The organism is Brevundimonas sp. GW821-FHT12E07 (assembly GCF_058807035.1).
In genome coordinates this window covers 469,850-481,737 of sequence record NZ_JBXAQH010000002.1, presented here as the reverse complement: position 1 = coordinate 481,737, position 11,888 = coordinate 469,850, and the positions used below count along the sequence as shown (strand labels likewise).

18 protein-coding genes are annotated in these 11,888 nt (G+C 68.0%); 13 read left to right on the top strand and 5 right to left on the bottom strand.

From position 1 onward, the window contains the following. Positions 1-2 precede the first annotated feature (2 nt). Complete coding sequence (locus AC1ROD_RS10505) at positions 3-1,268, top strand: alginate lyase family protein (RefSeq protein WP_492948188.1); 1,266 nt, start codon at positions 3-5, stop codon at positions 1,266-1,268. Positions 1,269-1,275: 7 nt separating this feature from the next. On the opposite strand, the gene AC1ROD_RS10500 is transcribed toward AC1ROD_RS10505, so the two are convergent. Next, positions 1,276-2,043, bottom strand: a complete 768-nt coding sequence (locus AC1ROD_RS10500; RefSeq protein ID WP_492948187.1) for a FadR/GntR family transcriptional regulator — start codon at positions 2,041-2,043, stop codon at positions 1,276-1,278. Positions 2,044-2,183: 140 nt separating this feature from the next. Between AC1ROD_RS10500 and manD the strand changes: the two genes are divergently transcribed. From manD to AC1ROD_RS10480, 4 genes are all read left to right on the top strand, one after another. Continuing rightward, positions 2,184-3,398 carry a D-mannonate dehydratase ManD gene (manD, locus tag AC1ROD_RS10495; RefSeq protein ID WP_492948446.1) on the top strand — a complete coding sequence of 405 codons (1,215 nt, stop codon included), beginning with the start codon at positions 2,184-2,186 and terminating at the stop codon, positions 3,396-3,398. Further along, complete coding sequence (locus tag AC1ROD_RS10490) at positions 3,392-4,300, top strand: DUF4861 family protein (RefSeq protein ID WP_492948186.1); 909 nt, start codon at positions 3,392-3,394, stop codon at positions 4,298-4,300. The genes manD and AC1ROD_RS10490 overlap by 7 nt, the downstream gene beginning before the upstream one ends. Positions 4,301-4,386: 86 nt before the next feature. Next, complete coding sequence (locus AC1ROD_RS10485; protein WP_492948185.1) at positions 4,387-4,863, top strand: MarR family winged helix-turn-helix transcriptional regulator; 477 nt, start codon at positions 4,387-4,389, stop codon at positions 4,861-4,863. 13 nt (positions 4,864-4,876) lie between these two features. Beyond that, positions 4,877-5,461 carry a 2'-5' RNA ligase family protein gene (locus tag AC1ROD_RS10480; protein ID WP_492948184.1) on the top strand — a complete coding sequence of 195 codons (585 nt, stop codon included), beginning with the start codon at positions 4,877-4,879 and terminating at the stop codon, positions 5,459-5,461. Here AC1ROD_RS10480 and AC1ROD_RS10475 read toward each other — a convergent pair. Then, a complete protein-coding gene (locus AC1ROD_RS10475; protein WP_492948183.1) occupies positions 5,458-5,922 on the bottom strand; it encodes a VOC family protein in 465 nt (154 codons plus the stop codon). The genes AC1ROD_RS10480 and AC1ROD_RS10475 overlap by 4 nt on opposite strands. A 124-nt stretch (positions 5,923-6,046) precedes the next feature. Here AC1ROD_RS10475 and AC1ROD_RS10470 point away from each other — a divergent pair, with 124 nt between their 5' ends. Next, a complete protein-coding gene (locus tag AC1ROD_RS10470) occupies positions 6,047-6,394 on the top strand; it encodes an ArsC family reductase (protein WP_492948182.1) in 348 nt (115 codons plus the stop codon). A 3-nt stretch (positions 6,395-6,397) separates the two neighbouring features. Here the strand turns inward: AC1ROD_RS10470 and AC1ROD_RS10465 are convergent, their stop codons facing one another. Then, entirely contained in the window at positions 6,398-6,637 is a 240-nt protein-coding gene (locus AC1ROD_RS10465; protein ID WP_492948181.1) for a hypothetical protein, read from the bottom strand. A 20-nt stretch (positions 6,638-6,657) separates the two neighbouring features. After that, entirely contained in the window at positions 6,658-7,155 is a 498-nt protein-coding gene (locus tag AC1ROD_RS10460; RefSeq protein WP_492948180.1) for a hypothetical protein, read from the bottom strand. 200 nt (positions 7,156-7,355) lie between these two features. On the opposite strand from AC1ROD_RS10460, the gene AC1ROD_RS10455 reads away from it, so the two are divergent. The 3 genes from AC1ROD_RS10455 to AC1ROD_RS10445 are packed head-to-tail and all read left to right on the top strand — an operon-like array spanning position 7,356 to position 8,643. Continuing rightward, positions 7,356-7,763: a hypothetical protein gene (locus AC1ROD_RS10455; RefSeq protein WP_492948179.1), complete on the top strand. Its 408-nt coding sequence runs from the start codon at positions 7,356-7,358 to the stop codon at positions 7,761-7,763. A gap of 36 nt (positions 7,764-7,799) precedes the next feature. Next, a complete protein-coding gene (locus tag AC1ROD_RS10450) occupies positions 7,800-8,336 on the top strand; it encodes an RNA polymerase sigma factor (protein ID WP_492948178.1) in 537 nt (178 codons plus the stop codon). Beyond that, positions 8,326-8,643, top strand: a complete 318-nt coding sequence (locus AC1ROD_RS10445; protein ID WP_492948177.1) for a hypothetical protein — start codon at positions 8,326-8,328, stop codon at positions 8,641-8,643. The genes AC1ROD_RS10450 and AC1ROD_RS10445 overlap by 11 nt, the downstream gene beginning before the upstream one ends. Before the next feature lie 3 nt (positions 8,644-8,646). Here the strand turns inward: AC1ROD_RS10445 and AC1ROD_RS10440 are convergent, their stop codons facing one another. Next, positions 8,647-9,465 (bottom strand): endonuclease/exonuclease/phosphatase family protein, encoded by an 819-nt coding sequence (locus AC1ROD_RS10440; RefSeq protein WP_492948176.1) that lies wholly within the window; start codon positions 9,463-9,465, stop codon positions 8,647-8,649. Positions 9,466-9,619: 154 nt separating this feature from the next. On the opposite strand from AC1ROD_RS10440, the gene AC1ROD_RS10435 reads away from it, so the two are divergent. Genes AC1ROD_RS10435 through panB form a run of 4 tightly spaced genes read left to right on the top strand, consistent with a single transcriptional unit; the run spans position 9,620 to position 11,863 of the window. Then, entirely contained in the window at positions 9,620-10,027 is a 408-nt protein-coding gene (locus AC1ROD_RS10435) for a DUF6249 domain-containing protein (protein WP_492948175.1), read from the top strand. 28 nt (positions 10,028-10,055) lie between these two features. Continuing rightward, a complete protein-coding gene (locus tag AC1ROD_RS10430) occupies positions 10,056-10,613 on the top strand; it encodes an RNA polymerase sigma factor (protein WP_492948174.1) in 558 nt (185 codons plus the stop codon). Continuing rightward, positions 10,603-11,022, top strand: coding sequence for a hypothetical protein (locus tag AC1ROD_RS10425; protein ID WP_492948173.1), 420 nt, complete (start codon positions 10,603-10,605; stop codon positions 11,020-11,022). The genes AC1ROD_RS10430 and AC1ROD_RS10425 overlap by 11 nt, the downstream gene beginning before the upstream one ends. A 4-nt stretch (positions 11,023-11,026) precedes the next feature. Further along, the gene (panB, locus tag AC1ROD_RS10420) at positions 11,027-11,863 is read left to right on the top strand and encodes a 3-methyl-2-oxobutanoate hydroxymethyltransferase (RefSeq protein WP_492948172.1); all 837 of its coding nucleotides are present in this window, start codon (positions 11,027-11,029) and stop codon (positions 11,861-11,863) included. The last annotated feature ends 25 nt before the right edge of the window (positions 11,864-11,888 follow it).

Sequence of the window (11,888 nt, the reverse complement as noted above, 5' to 3'; positions counted from 1 at the left end):
CGATGCGTTTCCTTCTTTCCACCCTGGCGGCCGGCGTCCTTCTGGCCGCCCAGCCGGTCGCCGCCCAGACACCGTCAGCGGCTCCGGTCTGTGAAGGCTCCAGCGGCTATGCGGAGGCCTTCGGCGGTCGTCGCACCTTCCTGTGGCGGCCGGACTGGCTGACGTCGGTCAAGGCGCGCCTCCCGACCGACCCGACCCTGCAGCCCGCCCGCGCGGCCATTCTGGCCCGCGCCGACGCCGCCCTGACGCGCGGCCCCTATACCGTCGTCGACAAGACCCAGCTCCCGGCCAGTGGGGACAAGCACGACTATATGAGCATGGGCCCCTATTGGTGGCCCGATCCGTCCAAGCCGGGCGGCCGGCCCTATATGCGCCGCGACGGCCACATGAACCCCGAGCGGGACACCAATGCCTTCGACCTCACCGATCTGGAGGCGATGAGCGGCGACGTTCAGGCCCTGTCGCTGGCGTACTACTTCACGGACGATGAGCGGTATGCCGCCAAGGCCGCTGAACTGCTTCGGGTCTGGTTCCTGGCGCCGGAGACGAAGATGAACCCCAACCTCAACCACGGCCAGGCCGTGCCGGGGCTGGTGTCGGGCCGGGCCGAAGGGGTGATCGACGCCTATCGGCTGGTCCGCGTGGTCGAGGGGCTGGGGCTGCTGGATACGTCGTCCAGCCTGACCGACGCCGAGCGGGCGGGCCTGCGCGACTGGTTCGCCGATCTCGTCCACTGGATGGCGACCAGCCCGATCGGCCGGGCCGAGAAGGCGGCGACCAACAACCACGGCGTCTATTACGACATGCTGATCTCGGAGTTCGCCCTCTATGCGGGGATGGACGATGTGGCGAAGACGGTCATCGGCCGGGTCGGCGCCCAGCGTCTGACGCCCCAGATCGCGGCGGACGGCAGCCTGCCGCAGGAGCTGGCCCGGACCCGGTCGCTGCATTACTCGACCTGGACCCTGACGGCGGCCTTCGACATCGCCCAGCTGGGCCAGTGCGTGGGCGTCGATCTCTGGAACTTCCACACTGAAGACGGCCGGTCGCTGCGGGCGGCGACCAACTTCGTCGCGGGCTGGGCGGGGAGGGAGGCGGAGTGGCCTTACCCCGAGCTCGACAAGACCGAGACCTCGGGCCTCTACGAGGTCCTGCAGCGCGGGGCCTGGGCGTGGAGCGATCCGGCGCTGGCGGCGAAGGCGGCCCTCTATCGCGAGCGCGACGCCGATCTCGACCTGAACCTGCGTGTGCCGCCCTATGCGCCATGAGGCGACCTCAGATGGCGGTGCGGCGCGCGATGTCCTGACGCCGGGCCTCGACGTCGGAGCGGGTGCGCTCCAGGGCGTCCAGTTCGGTGGCGGTCAGCAGGCCGTCGATGACCCGGCCGAGGTGGGCGCGCATGGCGCTGCGGGCCGCGGCCGGATCGCGCGCGATCAGGGCGTCCAGGATTTCACGATGATCCTCGATCAGGGGGCGGACGCCGACCTGACGGGCCCGGCCCAGCATGGCGGCGCACAGCGGCGAGCGGTAGCGCAGGTCCCACAGGTTCTCGACCACCATGACGATGGCCGCGTTGCGTGTCGCCCGGGCGATGGTGGCGTGGAAGCGGCGGTCCGCGTGCTCGCCTATGGCCGTCGCCAGGGTGTTCTCGCCGACCATGTCCTTGAGGATGACTTCAAGCTCGGCCAGTTCGGCGTCGGTGATGACACCGGCGGCCAGGGCGCAGGCCTCGCCCTCGAACAGGCGGCGCGCCTCGGTCAGTTCGAAGGCGCCGATGTCCAGCTCCGGCGCCGGGCCGCCGTTCGTCGGCGCCGCCTCGGTGACATAGATGCCCGAGCCCGGACGCGCCTCGACCAGACCCCGGATTTCCAGCGCGATCATCGCCTCGCGGACCGTCGGACGGCTGACGCCGAACTCCTCGGCCAGATCGCGTTCAGACGGCAGGCGTGTGCCCACCAGATACTGGCCCGCGGCGATGCCCGCAGCGACCGAGGTGGCGACCTGCTGGTAAAGTTTGCGGGTGTCGGCGGTGGATGTGGTCATGCCGCATTCTTCTACGACGCCGCGAAGGGTCAGGCCAGTCCGCCGACTGAGCTGACATGTTTCCTCCCAAACTCGCGTATGATGTGACTGACATGACCGAACGCTCCCTCGCCGCAGCACCCGGGGTCTCTCCCGCCCGAATGGCCTCGCCGATCGTCGATGCGAAGGTGGTGATCACCTCGCCGGGCCGGAATTTCGTCACGCTGAAGATCACCACGGCCGAGGGGACCTGGGGCTTGGGCGATGCGACCCTGAACGGGCGCGAGCTGGCAGTCGCCGCCTATCTGACCGAACACGTCTGCCCGCTGCTGATCGGCAAGGACGCGCACCGGATCGAGGACATGTGGCAGTACCTTTATCGCGGCGCCTATTGGCGCGGCGGGCCGGTCGGGATGACCGCCATCGCCGCCGTCGACGTCGCCCTGTGGGACATCAAGGCCAAGATCGCGGGCCTGCCGCTGTACCAGCTGCTGGGCGGCGCCTGCCGCGACGGGGTCACCGTCTATGGCCACGCCAATGGGGCGACGATCGAGGAGACGGTGCAGGAGGCGGTCCGCTATCGCGATCTGGGCTATCGCGCCATCCGGCTGCAGTCGGGCGTGCCGGGGCTGAAGAGCACCTACGGCGTGTCGCGCGACAAGATGTTCTATGAGCCCGCCGACGCCGCCCTGCCGACCGAGAACGAATGGTCGACGCCGCGCTATCTGCGGATGGTTCCGCAGTTGTTCAAGGCGGCGCGGGCCGAGCTGGGCTGGGATATCGAGCTGCTGCACGACGTCCACCACCGCCTGACGCCGATCGAGGCCGGGCGGCTGGGCAAGGATCTGGAGCCCTACCGGCCCTTCTGGCTGGAGGACGCGGTGACCGCCGAGCACCAGGCGGGCTTCCGCACCATCCGCCAGCACACCACGACGCCGCTGGCCGTGGGCGAGATCTTCTCCTCCATCTGGGACTGCAAGACCCTGATCGAAGAGGGGCTGATCGACTTCATCCGGGCGACGGTCGTCCATGCCGGCGGCCTGACCCATCTGCGCCGGATCGCGGCCCTGGCCGACCTCTATCATGTGAAGACCGGCTGCCACGGGGCAACGGACCTGTCGCCGGTGTCGATGGCCGCGGCCCTGCATTTCGGCCTGTCGACGCCGAACTTCGGCATTCAGGAATATATGCGCCACACGCCGGAGACGGACGCCGTCTTCCCGCACAACTACGGCTTCGAGGACGGAATGCTGCATCCCGGCGATGCGCCTGGCCTCGGCGTCGATCTGGACGAGGCCCTGGCCGCGCGCCATCCCTACAGCCGGGCCTATCTGCCGGTGAACCGGCTTCAGGACGGGACGATGTTCAATTGGTAGAGCTGAACCGGCGCGCCGTTCTGGCCGGGACGTTGGCGGGCGCCGCCACGACCCCGGCGCTGGCCCAGACCCCGCATGAGGCCGCCGCCCCCCTGCCTCCGCCCGAGGACCCGACGCCGCGCGCCGTGGTGCATTTCGCGCCCGAGCGGTTCGACGACCTGTGGTGGGAGAACGACCGCATCGCCCACCGCATCTATGGCCCGGCCCTGCAGGCGCAGGAGCCGCCGTCGGGATCGGGCGTCGACGTCTGGGGCAAGAAGACGCGCTGGCCCTTCATGCAGCGCCAGATGGCCAGCGGCAGCTACCACGTCGATCACGGCGAGGGTCTGGACTTCTACGAGGTCGGGGGCAGTCGCGGCTGCGGCGGCCTTGGCGTCTGGTACGCTGACAAGCTGTGGACCTCGCGCAATTTCGCGACCTACCGGATCCTCGATACGGGCGGCGACGCGGCGCGGTTTGAGGTCGACTATGCCGCTTGGCCGGTCGATGTGATCCGCAAGGTGTCGGAGACGCGGCGCGTCGAACTACCGATGGGATCGAACTTCAACCGCATCACCTCGACCCTGACCTCGGATACGCCGGAGCCCCTGACGGTCGGGATAGGCATCGCGCGGCGCCGGCCCGCGACCCGGGCGAACAACATCCGCCGCGACAAGGCGAAGGGGCGTCTGGATGTCTGGGGTCCCGAGGCCGCGCCGGGCTCGATCGGGATCTCGGTGCTGGTCGATCCGAAGGCGGTGGTCGGCTTCGTCGACGATTTCGACAACTATCTGATCCTGATCGAGGTCCAGCCGGGACGGCCCTTCACCTACTATGTCGGCGCCTGCTGGGACGGGGGCGGGGACTTCGCCGATCGCGACGCGTGGTGGGCTCATGTTGAGAGCCAGTCGCTCGAATTTTGACTGTCCAGAAAATAGATAGTCAATTAGATTGACAGTAAATCGGTCGTGGCGCATGGGGGCTCATCCCCAACGCCGTGAGCGCGCCCATGACCGACACCACTGAAACCCCCTGGTACGACCGGATCGCTATCCCGGCCCTGCTGCGCCACGCCCGCAACACCTATGGCGAGGCCATGCGCCGGGGGCTCAATGAGGCGGGCTATGACGACATTCCCGGCAACGGACTCTACGTCATCGGCGGGCTGGCGCTGGGGGCGGGGGATGTGCCTCTGGGGCAGTTGATCCGTGAACTGAAGATCTCGAAACAGGCGGCGGGACAGCTGGTCGATGCGCTGGTGCTGCGCGGCTATCTGGAACGGACCATGGACCCGAACGACCGGCGCAAGCTGACCGTGGGCCTGACCGAACGCGGCCGGGCGGCGGCGGCGGTCCAGACTGAAGCGCGCGAGGCCATCGACGCCCAACTGCTGGCTGCCGTGGGACCCGAAGCGGTCGCCCTGACACGGCGCAGCCTGGCGGCCCTGATCGACATCGGCCGGGAGGACGGGCAGGATCGCGCCTGATCCCGGAGAATCCATGTCCCACACCGCCGACCTGTTCGGAGAGGCCGAGGCGCCGAAGGCCCTGACGGACCGGCTGTTCTTCGGCCTGTTCCCCGACGCCGATACGGCGGCGCGGATCGCGGCCCTGGGCGAGGACCTGCGCCGCAAGCACGGGATGAAGAGCCGGGTGCACGCCGTGGATCGTCTGCATGTGACCCTGTTCCACCTCGGCGACTTTCCGGGTCTGCCGAACGATCTGGTGCGCAAGGCGACCGCCGCCGCCGAGGGGCTGAAGGCTGAGCCGTTCGAAGTGACCTTCGACCACGCGACCAGCTTTGCGGGGCGGCCGAAGAACCGGCCCTTCATCCTGAAGGGCGGCGACGACGGCTTGGCCGATCTGCAGGCCTATCGCGCGGCGCTGGGGCTGGCCCTGGCCGGGCAGGGCGTGAAGACGGCGGGCGCCTTCACTCCGCATGTGACTCTTCTCTACGACGACCCGATGATCGAACCCGACCCGATCGCGCCGATCTCCTGGACGGTGCGGGAGCTGGTGCTGGTGCGCAGCCTGCTGGGGCAGGGGGTGCATGAACACATCGGACGCTGGCCGCTGAAGGGCTAGCTGGGGGCGGCGGCGGCGGCGTCGAGGTCGGCGACGATGATCCTGCGCATCTGCAGCATGGCCTGCATGACGCGCTCGGCCTTGGACCGGTCGGGATCCTGCATGTAGCGGGGCAGGGCCTCGGGGATGATCTGCCAGGACAGGCCGTATTTGTCCTTCAGCCAGCCGCACTGGCTCTCGGCGCCGCCGTCGGCGGTCAGGGCGTCCCACAGCCGGTCGACCTCGGCCTGGTCCTCGCACGAAACATAGAGCGACACGGCCTCGGTGAAGGGAAAGCGCGGGCCGCCGTTCAGGGCGAGGAAGCTCTGACCCGCCAGCTGGAACTCGCACATCATCGGACTGGCGCTGATGATCTTCGAATCCTCGAACAGGCCGGCATAGAAGCGCGCGGCCTCCTCGGCCTTGCCGTCGAACCAGAGGAAGGGGGTGATCTTGTTCCGGGAAAAACTGACGGCGGGCATGGGGCGTCCTCCTTATCGTTGAAGGCACTGTAGATAACCGATTGGTTAAATGCAAGGCGGCGGCGCCATCTGGCGTCCCGGCGCGACCTCCCCTAAAGGCGTCCGGCCTTCAGGAGAGCCTCAGATGACCGCGACCATGTACGGAATTCCCAACTGCGACACCGTCAAGAAGGCGCGGGACTGGTTGGGGGCGAACGGCGTGGCGTTCGAGTTCCACGACTACAAGAAGGCCGGGATCGACCGGGCCTCGCTGGAACGGTGGGTCGCCGAGCACGGCTGGGAGACGGTGCTCAATCGCGCCGGGACGACGTTCAGGAAGCTGCCGGACGCGGATCGCGCCGACCTGAACGCCGACAAGGCGATCGATCTGATGCTGGCCCAGCCGTCGATGATCAAACGGCCGGTGCTGGACCTGGGCGACCGGCGCATCGTCGGCTTCAAGCCGGACGTCTACGCGGCCGCCCTCGGCTAGGGTCTAGCCCTCGACGCTGGTCTCGGGACGGTCGTGGCCGTCGGCGCGTTCGGTGATCCACTGGCCGGACTTGGTCTCATATTCGATGAAGGCGGTCTCGTCGGGGGACCGCTGCTCACGCGAGGCGCGCACGGCGCCGGCGCGAGCGCTGTCGTGGTCGGGATAGGTTTCGGAGAAGGTGTCGCCCAGCTTGTAGGCCCAGCCGCCGTCGTGCTCGACGATCTTGTAGACGATCTGGGACATGGAGGCTCCTTCAGCTGATCTCAGGCGGTAACCGTAGCCGGTGTCGGCCGCTTGAGGAACATCAACTGTAGTGTCACCCCCACGATCAGGACGACGACGAGGCTGAGCTGGAAGGCGACAACCAGCGGCGCCTGCGGATTGGCCGCGATGGGATGGCCGGCGGGCAGGCGGGTCAGGGTCTCGGTGACGCTGGGCAGGAACAGGGTGAAGACGGCCGTGCTGAGCGCCACGGTCTGGATCCAGTCGCGATGGCGACCCAGGAAGGTCGCCTTGTGCACCGTGGAGCCCACCGTCAGGGAGCCGAGGCTGAGGATGGAGATGGCCACGCCCGGCGCGTCCTTGATCACCAGCACGCCCGAGATCGCCCCGATGAACATGAACACCAGCCAGGCCTTGCCGGTCGTCGCCTCGGGCGTCACCCGGCCGTGGCGGATCAGCATATAGAGGGCGAGCGGGACGGCGGGCAGGCTGCCCAGGGTGTGGAACCAGCCCAGGGCCGAAAGCTGGGGCAGAAGCATCGCATTCCTCCCTCAAGGCCGCGCCACCGCGGCGTTTCAGGCGATCAGCCTTGACCGTAAGCGGACGGTTGTCGAGGTTCAGAGCGGTGTTCGATGATAAATTCGAGCCGACTGTCGCCGGGCTGCATCCAATGCCGCATCCGGCGCCGACTACCCTTTGAAAGCGCGGGCGATGGGCCCGGCGCGATGGGAATGGGACGATGCAACAGTTCTTCTTTTCGTTCTGGTGGCTGATCTTTCCGGTCGGCGGGATGATTTATGCGGCCTTCCAGAGCTGGCTGAAGTTCCGCCAGCAGAAGGCGATGATGGACCTGATCCGCAGCTATGCGGACAAGGGGATGGAGCCTCCGGAGAGCCTGCTTCGGCAACTCGATGCGCCGCTCGAGCTGGACGGCGACGAGCGGTCGGATCGGCGGCGGGAACAGTCGCCGGCCCACTACTGGTCGCTGGTCGGTCTGTTCGTGATCCTGTCGGCGGGTTTCGGTATCGGCGCCTTCATGGGCATCGATGGGCACAGCGGGGCCTTTGTCATCGTGGCCATGGTCATGGCGGCGGTGGCGGTGTGGTCCCTGATCAACGCCCTGCTGTTCCGGCGGCCGAGGCTCTGATCCTGACCGGAACGGGGCAGGGGGATGAGCAGCGTCATGACGGGCGCAACCGACGGCGATCTGGCGCGGGCCGCCCGCGCCGGGTCGGACGCGGCCTTCGGGCGGCTGGTCCAGCGGCATCAGGCCGTTGTGCGCGCCTTCCTGCGCCGGACGCTGGGTGGCGGCTGGGGCGAGGCCGACGATGTGGCGCAGGAGACCTTTCTGGCCGCTTGGCGATCCATGCGGTCGCTGAAGGACCCGGACGGGGTGCGCTCCTGGCTGCTGGGCATCGCCTGGCGTCGGGCCCAGGACCGGATCAGGAGCGCGCAACGCGGCGCGCGGCGAGACCGCGACTGGCTGGACGCGCTGGAGACCCCCGCCGGGGTGTCGCACACCGACCGGATGGCCATGGCTGCAGCCATGGGCGAACTGGCGCCCGATGTGCGGGCCTGTGTGGCCCTGTGTCTGGCCGACGGCTTTTCCAACGCCGAGGCGGCGGAGGCTTTGGGCTTGCCCTTGGGCACGGTGAAGTCGCATGTTCTACGCGGACGGGCGAAACTGCTGAAAGCGCTCGGAGGATCCGATGACGCCTGAACAGAAGATGGCCGCCCTGTTCGCGGTCGAGACGCCCCCGGCGCGGGACTTCGCCTTCGAGGCCCGGATGGTCCAGCGCATCGCCACGCGGCGCTTCTGGGCGCGGATCGTGGCCATGATCCCTCTGGCCGCGGCGGCGGCGGCGGGCCTGTGGGGGCTGCAGCCCCTGTGGCCCGAGGCGGCGCGGATGCTGGACCAGGCGGGGGCGGCGACGCCGGATCTGCTGCCGGCTTTGGTAGTCGCGGGAGTGACGGGCGCGACGGCGGTCTGGCTGATCCGCACCCTGGACAATCGCCGACGGGCGTGACGCCTATTTCAGACGGACGGTCGCGGAGACGCCGAAATGGTCCGAGGCGTATTCGCCGCCGACCGGTTCGGTAGCGAAAATCCGGGCGCCGACCGGAGCGAAGGCGTCGGCGCGGGCGAAGATGTGGTCGATGACCCGGTTCGGGTGGCCCTTGGCCGGATTGAGGGTGGTCGCGACCGAACCGCGCGGCAGGGCGCTGAAGTAGTCTGGGCCTGTCAGGACGGCGAGGCCGCTGTCTTCCTGCGCCGCATTGAAATCGCCCATCACCACCAGAGGCGTCCCGTCGTGCGGCAGCCAGTCCAGTAGGTCGGCGATCTGGCGCGCCCGGACCGGACCGGCGTCATCCTGCCAGGCCAGATGGGAGACGACGACGTCGATCGGGGTGCGGCCCTTCATCACCCGCAGCCGCACGGCGGTGCGGTAGTCGTCGAGCGGCTCCAGCTTCTTCCAGTCGCTGGCCACGATCGGAAGGCGGGTCAGGACGGCGTTGCCATAGCGGCGCGGTTTGGTCTCGTCGTCGACCGAGTGGAAGACCCATTGATGGCCGAGGGCCTCGGCGATGGTCCGGGCCTGGTTGGGCAAGCCGACGGCGGCGTCCTGGAGCACCTCTTCAAGCGCGATGACATCGGCGTCCTGCGCCCTCAGCGCCTCGATGATCAGCGGCAACCGGGCGGGCCAGTCGCCCTGGTTGTGCCAGATGTTGAAGGTCGCCAACGTCAGCGTCGTATCCTCGCCGCCCGTTTGAGTCGTCACGCAGGCGGCGGCCAGCGAGGCGAGGGGCAGGGCGCTCATACCGGCCAGCAGGCTGCGACGGTCCATCATGCGGTCCTCCTTCGAGGCAGCCGGTTTAGGCCCGTCGCCCGCCTTACGAAAGTTTCACCTCATCCGCCGCATCCATACGGCGTGCCGGGCGCCTCTTGTTATCAGAAGGCCGGGACATCAGGCTCCGGTCGACAGTTTGAAACAGGGTAACACCATGGACATGACACCCATCCTGATCGTCTTCACGATCTTCGCGGCCATCACCGCCATCATCCTGGGGCCCGGCTACTTCAAGAGCCGCGAGCGCCGCGAGTTGCAGGCCACGGTCCGCGCCGCCATCGACAAGGGCCAGCCCCTGCCGCCGGAAGTCATCGAGGCCATGGGCCGCGAGGCCACCAAGAACGTCCCGTCGCGCACCCGCGACATTCGCCGGGGCATCATCTGGCTGGCCGTCGGCATCGGCATCGCCGCCTTCGGTCTGGTCGGCGAACTGGGCTGGAGCCACGACGGCTGGGACGGCCCCGAGCACATCGGCAATGGCCTGCTGGGCATCGCCTGCATCCCGACGACCGTCGGTCTGGCCTTCCTGGTCCTGAGCTTCTTCAACAAGAACAAGGACTGAGAGCCGGTCACGACAGGGGGAAACTGTAATGACCAAGTCCCTGATGGACTTCCATGACGTGGAGCTCGCCGCCCTCGCGGCGGCGGGCGGGCGGCGGGAGTTCGGCGAGCTGGTGCGTCGGCACGGCTCTGCCGTCCGGGCCCTGCTGCGTCGCATGGGAGCTCAGGCCGCAGAGGCCGACGACGTGGCCCAGGACGCCTTTCTGACCGCTTTCCAGCGGTGCTCCGAGTTCCGGGGCGAGGGCACCTTCGCCGCCTGGGTCAAGCGGATCGCCGCGCGGCTCTATCTGAAGCGGAAGTCAAAGGACGCCCGCTATGTCTCTGAAATCGAGACAGAAGAGATCGCCCCGACGATCGATACGCCCGGACTGGTCGACCTCGACGAGGCGCTCAAGTCGCTGAACGAGACCGAGCGGCTCTGCGTTTCTCTCTGTCACGGGGCGGGAATGTCCCACCCGGAAATCGCGGCCGCCATGAATCTGCCGCTTGGTACGGTGAAGTCTCATGTCAAACGTGGTCTGGATAAACTCCGCGCCCGGCTTCGGCCGGAACCGCCACTCTCAGGGAGGGCTTCGCATGTCGGTTGATGAGTTCGATCCCGAGATCGAGCGCCTGTTCGCCCGCACGCCGCAGATGGCCGATGCGCCCCTGTTCGTCGCGGATGTGGAGGCCAAACTGGCTTCGAGCTCGCGCGTCCGGACCCTGGCCCTGACGCTCGCAGGACTGGCCGGCGGCGCCGTGGCCGTCAACCAGGCCTTGCACGTCAATGTCAGCTTCGGCTCGGACCAGGCGCCGGTCGCCGGCCGGGCGCTGGGGCAGGGGCTGCAGGCCGCCAGCGCCGGGACCCAGAACGCCGTCCAGTCGCTGCTGGACCAGGTCGGCCTCGCGAATGTGTCGCTTGGGTCGATGAGCGGAATGCAGCTATTCTGGATCGCGACGGGAGCGCTGATCGCGCTGGCCGCCGCCGGTGTGATGAAACTGTCCCAGGAAGCGTAACCCCATGTCGAGCCAGAAGCAGGAAACGGTCCGCCGTCTCGCCGCGCCGGACATCATGAAGCGGAAGGGCGGCGAGCCGATCGTCTGCCTGACCGCCTATGACGCCCCGACCGCGGCGCTTCTGGACGAACACTGCGACCTGCTGCTGGTCGGCGACAGCGTCGGTATGGTGGTCCACGGCCTGCCCAACACTGTCGGCGTGACCATGGAGATGATGATCCTGCACGGCCAGGCGGTCATGCGCGGCTCGAAGAAGGCCATGGTCGTGGTCGACATGCCGTTCGGCTCCTACGAAGGCGGCAAGGAGATCGCCTACGAGAACTGCGCGCGGATGATGAAGGAGACCGGGGCGCAAGGGGTGAAGCTGGAAAGCGGACCCACGGTGCCCGAAACCATCGCCTATCTGGTCCAGCGCGGCATTCCGGTCATGGGCCACGTCGGCCTGCGGCCCCAGGCCGTGCTGACCGAGGGCGCCTTCAAGGCCAAGGGCAAGACCGACGACGAACGTCTGCGGGTCATCGCCGAGGCCGAGGCCACGGCCGACGCGGGCGCCTTCGCCATCGTCATTGAAGGCACGGCCGAAGGCGTCGCGCGTGAGATCACCGAGATCATCGACAAGCCCACGGTGGGAATCGGCGCCTCTTCGGCGTGCGACGGCCAGATCCTGGTGACCAACGACATGCTCGGCATGTTCGACTGGACGCCGAAGTTCGTGCGGAAATACGCCGATCTGCGTTCGGAAATCGACCGCGCGGCCGCAAGTTACGCCTCTGACGTCAAAGCCCGCCGTTTTCCTGCCGAAGTCGAGACCTACTTCTCGAAAAAGCCGGCTTCGCAATAACGCGCTTCTGTTGAGACGCGTTGCG